General features: G+C 69.5%; 7 protein-coding genes and 2 pseudogenes. 3 read left to right on the forward strand and 6 right to left on the reverse strand.

Annotated elements, in window-relative coordinates; genetic code table 11:
- Together FV228_RS18670 and FV228_RS18675 are read left to right on the forward strand one after the other, a co-directional pair.
- A pseudogene (locus FV228_RS18670) lies at positions 1-248 on the forward strand (chloride channel protein); the annotation flags it as partial.
- Positions 249-349: 101 nt separating this feature from the next.
- The gene (locus tag FV228_RS18675) at positions 350-1,441 is read left to right on the forward strand and encodes a tartrate dehydrogenase (RefSeq protein WP_147855997.1); all 1,092 of its coding nucleotides are present in this window, start codon (positions 350-352) and stop codon (positions 1,439-1,441) included.
- A gap of 3 nt (positions 1,442-1,444) precedes the next feature.
- Here the strand turns inward: FV228_RS18675 and FV228_RS33770 are convergent, their stop codons facing one another.
- Positions 1,445-1,732, reverse strand: a complete 288-nt coding sequence (locus FV228_RS33770; RefSeq protein ID WP_210247809.1) for a hypothetical protein — start codon at positions 1,730-1,732, stop codon at positions 1,445-1,447.
- Between the two features lie 19 nt (positions 1,733-1,751).
- On the opposite strand from FV228_RS33770, the gene FV228_RS33775 reads away from it, so the two are divergent.
- Complete coding sequence (locus FV228_RS33775; protein ID WP_210247810.1) at positions 1,752-2,111, forward strand: hypothetical protein; 360 nt, start codon at positions 1,752-1,754, stop codon at positions 2,109-2,111.
- Here FV228_RS33775 and FV228_RS18685 read toward each other — a convergent pair.
- The 5 genes and pseudogenes from FV228_RS18685 to FV228_RS18705 form a co-directional block, all read right to left on the reverse strand.
- A complete protein-coding gene (locus FV228_RS18685; protein ID WP_147855998.1) occupies positions 2,078-2,356 on the reverse strand; it encodes a hypothetical protein in 279 nt (92 codons plus the stop codon). The two genes, FV228_RS33775 and FV228_RS18685, sit on opposite strands and share 34 nt — an antisense overlap.
- Before the next feature lie 127 nt (positions 2,357-2,483).
- Positions 2,484-4,478: a 1-deoxy-D-xylulose-5-phosphate synthase gene (gene dxs / locus FV228_RS18690; RefSeq protein ID WP_147855999.1), complete on the reverse strand. Its 1,995-nt coding sequence runs from the start codon at positions 4,476-4,478 to the stop codon at positions 2,484-2,486.
- A 43-nt stretch (positions 4,479-4,521) separates the two neighbouring features.
- Positions 4,522-4,782 carry an exodeoxyribonuclease VII small subunit gene (locus FV228_RS18695; RefSeq protein ID WP_058193261.1) on the reverse strand — a complete coding sequence of 87 codons (261 nt, stop codon included), beginning with the start codon at positions 4,780-4,782 and terminating at the stop codon, positions 4,522-4,524.
- Positions 4,783-4,984: 202 nt separating this feature from the next.
- Positions 4,985-5,497 (reverse strand): protein tyrosine phosphatase, encoded by a 513-nt coding sequence (locus tag FV228_RS18700; RefSeq protein WP_147856000.1) that lies wholly within the window; start codon positions 5,495-5,497, stop codon positions 4,985-4,987.
- Between the two features lie 53 nt (positions 5,498-5,550).
- Positions 5,551-5,771, reverse strand: a pseudogene (locus FV228_RS18705) (hydrolase); the annotation flags it as partial.

Here is a 5,771-nt window from a genome sequence, read left to right on the forward strand (position 1 = left end):
CCGACATCGTGGGGACTGCGGATGGTCTCGCCGACCTCCTGCATCACCCCGACCTGTTCCTGACGCCGGAGATGAACGCCAAGGATGCGGCCGCAACCTTCGACCGCAGCGAGAGCGAGGCGCTGGCGGTGGTCCAGAATGCGGCGAGCCGCCAAGTCCTGGGCCTGCTCACCGAGAGCCACACGCTCAAGCGCTACAGCGAGGAACTGGACCGCCAGCGCCGGGCCATGGCAGGCGAATCTCCGTGATTGTCAGGCCGGGGTGTTGACCGCATGCGCGGGTGCAACACCCTGCCATCGTGCAACCCGGGGCCGGTCCGCGGCCCCCGACGCGAGACCCGTGAGGATCCATGGCCGGTCAAGACAGCAGCCCGCAGCGCCGCTACCGCATCGCGGTTATCCCGGGCGACGGCATCGGCAAGGAGGTGGTGCCCGAGGGCGTGCGCGTGCTCGAGCAGGCGGCCAAGCGGCACGGCTTCGCGCTCCAGTTCGACTGGTTCGATTTCGCGAGCTGCGATTATTACGAGCGGCACGGAAGGATGATGCCGGAGGACTGGAAGCCGCAGATCGAGACACACGACGCGATCTATTTCGGCGCCGTCGGCATGCCGGAGCGCGTTCCCGACCACATCTCCCTGTGGGGCTCGCTGATCCTGTTCCGGCGCGAGTTCGACCAATACGCCAACCTGCGTCCGGTGCGCCTCATGCCCGGGGTGAAGTGCCCGCTGGCCGACCGCAAGCCCGGCGATATCGACTTCTGGGTGGTCCGCGAGAACACCGAGGGCGAGTACTCGAATGCGGGCGGCCGCATGTTCGCCGGCACCGACCGCGAATTCGCGCTGCAGGAGACGATCATGACCCGCCACGGGGTCGACCGGATCCTGAAATTCGCCTTTGAGTTGGCCCAGACCCGGCCGAAGAAGCACCTGACCTCGGCCACGAAGTCGAACGGCATCTCGATCACGATGCCGTACTGGGACGAGCGCGTGAAGGCGGTGGCCGAGGGCTACCCGGACGTGCGGTGGGACCAGTACCACATCGACATCCTGACCGCGCATTTCGTGCTCAACCCGGACCGGTTCGACGTGGTCGTGGCGTCGAACCTGTTCGGCGACATCCTGTCGGATCTCGGACCCGCCTGCACCGGAACGATCGGCATCGCGCCGTCCGGCAACATCAATCCGGAGCGCGTGCACCCGTCGGTGTTCGAGCCGGTCCACGGGTCCGCCCCCGACATCGCCGGCCAGGGGATCGCCAACCCGATCGGCCAGATCTGGTCGGGCGCGATGATGCTGGAGCATCTCGGCGAGCACGAAGCCGCCCGGGAGATCGTCAGCGGGATCGAGCGGGTGCTGTCCGAGCGGACGCTGCGGACGCGCGACCTCGGCGGGAATGCGGATACGCAGGCCTGCGGGAAGGCCGTGGCGGAGGCTCTGGGCTGAGGATCAGCCGAGGGTCTTGAGGGCCTTCAGGCTCTCGATCTGCTCCTCCTGCACCGCCGCCTCGTGCAGGAGCGGCGCCAGGTAGGCATCGAGATGGCCGTCGCCGGGCAGGTGTATCTCCTTGGTCAGGGCCACCAGGAAGGCGGCCTTGTCGGCTTCCTGCCATGCGATGGAGATACCGGCTCGGTTCGCCAGGACCGTGTGCACGACCATGATGGCGCGCCCGTTCCCGTCCAGGAATGGATGGGCATGCGCCAGCGAGCCCAGCACCGCGCCGGGCTTTGCCCGCATGTAAGGTGGAATCGTTGCCTTGCGCAAGGGCGTGTTCGGCGGCTCCGCGGATATCCCGCGGGAAGGCGAACATCCGGTCGTAGCCGCCACGGCTGATATGGGCACCGGGCGCCGTCTCCAGGCGGTCGTGCCCGGCCCAGGGATAGACGGGACTGAACAGGGTCTCGTGCGTGCGCAGGATGTCGGCGTAGGTCAGCGGCACGCGATCCGAGAGCTCGGCGACGGCCTTGCCGACTTTCGTCAGGAATGCCCTGTGCTCCAGCTGCTTGACGCGAGCGAGGTCTTTCAGGCCCGCGACGTTGCGGAGATAGCCGCGTTCCTCGAAGTCGCCGAAGACATCGAACATCACATGTCGGGGCCGTCCCGCTCGGCGAGATAACGGGCGTGAAGCCTGGTGTTCTCGATCTCAGGGATGATTTCGGCACGCCCCAACGCGACGAGAAGCCACTCGGTCTCGTCCAGCTGGATGTCGTCGCCTGCCACCCGGGAGACCGCCGCGGCCCAGTCGTCGAGGTCCCCCCGCTCGTAGCGGATGGCGTGCTGGCGGGCGAGGTCGTGGATGACGTCCCTGGCCGTCCTCGGCGCGGAATCGGCCCGGGGACGGACGGCAACCTGTGCAGTCATGGGGAACTCCTCCCCATGACCATAGCGCATCGCGGGCTCGTTCGCACGAAGTCGGGTTCGGCGGTTGGGTTCGCACCGCCGTCTCAGGATGACGAATCCGGGTTGGATGAACCCTGAGATTTAAGGATCAGCGCGGGCGGCGGCGCACGCTCACCACGTTGCTCGCCTGCTCGACCTGGCCGGAAGAAGCCGGCAGCGTCGCGAGCGCGGTCTTGACGATGGTGGCGGCGTCGAGGCCGGCCTCGGCGTACATCTTCTCCGGGCTGTCGTGGTCCTGGTAGGTGTCCGGCAGCGTCAGCGTCCGCACCCGGACCCGGCCCGCGTCCAGCGCACCCTGCTCCGACAGCAGGTGCAGCACCATCGCCCCGAACCCGCCGCGCGAGCCCTCCTCGATGGTGATCAGCACCTCGTGGTTCTGCGCCAGATCGAGGATCAATGCCTCGTCGAGAGGCTTGGCGAAGCGCGCATCCGCCACGCTCACCGCCACGCCCTGGTCCGACAGCGTGTCCGCCGCCTTCAGAGCCTCGGACAGCCGCGTGCCGAGGCTGAGGATCGCCACCCGCGCCTCCGGATCCCGGCGGACCATCCGGCCCTTGCCGATCGCCAGCACCTCGCCCCGCTCCGGAAGCTCGACGCCGACGCCCTCGCCGCGCGGGTAGCGCAGCGCGATCGGGCCGGTGTCATGGGCGTGCGCGGTCGCCACCATGTGCACCAGCTCGGCCTCGTCGGAGGCCGCCATTACGGTCATGTTCGGCAGGCAGCACAGATACGCCAGATCGAACGCCCCGGCATGGGTCGCCCCGTCGGCGCCGACCAGCCCGGCCCGGTCCAGGCAGAACCGCACCGGCAGGTTCTGCAACGCCACGTCGTGCACGACCTGATCGTAGGCCCGCTGCAGGAAGGTCGAGTAGATCGCCACGAACGGCCGGTAGCCCTCCGTCGCCAGGCCGCCGGCAAACGTCACCGCGTGCTGCTCGGCGATGCCGACGTCGAAGGTCTTGTCCGGGTGTGCCTTGCCGAACAGGTCGATGCCGGTGCCGCCGGGCATCGCCGCGGTGATCGCCACGACCCGGTCGTCGGCGTCCGCCGCCTTGATCAGGCTCTCGCCGAACACCCGCGTGTAGGCCGGGGCGTTGGGCTTGGCCTTGGCCTGCACGCCCGAGACCACGTCGAACTTGACCACGCCGTGATAGCGGTCGGCCGAGGCCTCGGCGGGCGCGTAGCCCTTGCCCTTGCGGGTGACGACGTGGAGCAGGATCGGGCCGTGCTCGGCGTCGCGGACGTTCTTCAGGACGGGCAGCAGCTGGTCGAGGTTGTGCCCGTCGACCGGGCCGACATAGTGGAAGCCCATCTCCTCGAACATCGTGCCGCCGCCGACCACCAGGGAGCGGGCGTATTCCTCGGCCGCCGCGGCGCGCTGGTAGAGCGCCTTCGGCAGGAGCTTGCCGAGCTGCTTGGCGGTCTCGCGCAGCGACTGATAGGTGCCGCCGGACGCCAGCCGGGCCAGGTAGCCCGACATCGCGCCCACCGGCGGGGCGATCGACATGTCGTTGTCGTTGAGGATCACGATCAGGCGCGAGTGAAGCGCGCCGGCATTGTTCATGGCTTCATACGCCATGCCGGCCGACATCGAACCGTCGCCGATCACCGCGATGGCGTTGCGGCGCTTCGGTGTCCGGCCCTTGGCCTTGGCGGCCTCGGAGTCGAGGTCGCGGGCGACCGCCATGCCGAGCGCGGCGGAGATCGAGGTCGAGGAATGGGCGGCGCCGAACGGGTCGTAGACGCTCTCGGAGCGCTTGGTGAAGCCGGACAGGCCTCCCCCCTGGCGCAGGGTGCGGATGCGGTCGCGGCGTCCGGTGAGGATCTTGTGCGGGTAGCACTGGTGGCCGACGTCCCAGACGATGCGGTCGTCGGGGGTGTCGAACACGTGGTGCAGGGCGACGGTGAGCTCGACCACGCCGAGCCCGGAGCCGAGATGGCCGCCGGTGATCGACACGGCGTCGATCATCTCGGCCCGCACCGCGTCCGCCACAGCCTGAAGCTCGGATTCGGGAAGCTGCCGAAGCGCGGCCGGCTCCGGGACACGGTCGAGAAGCGCGCTCAGCTCGGGGGAAATCGCCACGGCATCAACCTCTATCGGACGGGATCGGTCGGACCGCCGAGCCTCAGGATATATCGAGCGGCGCCACGCCCTCGGGCCGCCCGTCGGCACCGAGGGTGATCCGCTGGATCCGCGCCTCGGCCCGCTTCAGCAGCGCCTCGCAGTGCTTCTTCAGCACCTCGCCGCGCTCGTAGATCGCCACGGACTCGTCCAGCGGGACATCGCCCCGCTCGAGCCTGCGCACGATCTCCTCGAGTTGCTCCAGCGCCTTCTCGAAGGGCAGGTCGCCGGCGGCCGGGGCCACCTCGGGTCTGCTCGCGTTCATCCCACACACATCCTTTGGGTCGGTTCTAAGGCGGCAGCCGGTGCGGCCACAACCCAGGCGAGGGTGGGCCCGGGCCGATCCGCAGCGTTTTGGTGCGGCGCGGCGGCGTTTGCGCCACACTCGCTACCCTCTGCGGAACGACCCTCGAACGGTCGCACGCAGCGGTACAGGCGTCGGCAACTGAAAGTTTTGTGGTGGGCCGTCACGTCAGCGTGAGGCAGAACGGCGTCCCCTCGAACGCCTCGGCGCCGCGGCCGATCCGCGCGATCGCCGCGACCATGCGGCCGTCCCGACCGAGCATCCGGTCGGCGATCGCCACGAACAGGGGGTTGGGGGTCGCGGACGGGGAGGCGGCCCGCAGGGCGTCGGCGATGGCACCCTCGTCGCGCTCGGGCGCCAGGGCGCAGGCCGCGATGTAGGCCGCCGCGGTGGAGCGGCTGATCCCGGCATAGCAGTGGATCACCAGCGGCTTGTCCCGGGGCCAGGCCCGCGTGAAGGCCAGGATCCCGGCCACGTGCTCGTCAGCCGGCAAAACGTGTCCGTCCCGGGGCTCGGCGATGTCGCTGACCCCGATGATGGCGTGATTCTCCGCATCGATTAGCGCCGGCCGCTCCAGGGGCGTGCCGACATTGACCAGCGTGAGCACGTGGCTCGCCCCGGTGGCGGCGACGGTCTCGGGCAGGCGCGAGAGCGGACAGACGTGAAGGGTCGGCATGTGGCGGCCCATGGCGTGGGATCGTGACGGATCGAGGGCGGAGGTCTCGGATCTCAAGCCCGGCAGAGGGCGTGGAACCGGTCGAGGAACCGTGCCTCGGCCTGGGCGGTCGGCCAGGGCTCGGCCAACCCGAGGACGGCCTCGGGCAGATCGGGGGCCGCGCCGAAATAGAGGTCCGCCTCGTCGGGCGCGAAGCCCGCGAGCTCCACGGCCTCGATATGGGCGGCGATCCGGTCGGCGCGCTTGACCAGGCTGCCGAGGGTGGGCCCGGGCT

Source organism: Methylobacterium sp. WL18, assembly GCF_008040015.1.
Taxonomy (GTDB): domain Bacteria; phylum Pseudomonadota; class Alphaproteobacteria; order Rhizobiales; family Beijerinckiaceae; genus Methylobacterium; species Methylobacterium mesophilicum.

Bases quoted from the DNA above. Each gene is read 5' to 3' on its own strand.
- FV228_RS18685 (WP_147855998.1), bottom strand. From the start codon at position 2,356: ATGACTGCACAGGTTGCCGTCCGTCCCCGGGCCGATTCCGCGCCGAGG.
- FV228_RS18700 (WP_147856000.1), bottom strand. From the start codon at position 5,497: ATGCCGACCCTTCACGTCTGTCCGCTCTCGCGCCTGCCCGAGACCGTC.
- FV228_RS18675 (WP_147855997.1), top strand. From the start codon at position 350: ATGGCCGGTCAAGACAGCAGCCCGCAGCGCCGCTACCGCATCGCGGTT.
- FV228_RS18695 (WP_058193261.1), bottom strand. From the start codon at position 4,782: ATGAACGCGAGCAGACCCGAGGTGGCCCCGGCCGCCGGCGACCTGCCC.
- FV228_RS33770 (WP_210247809.1), bottom strand. From the start codon at position 1,732: ATGCGGGCAAAGCCCGGCGCGGTGCTGGGCTCGCTGGCGCATGCCCAT.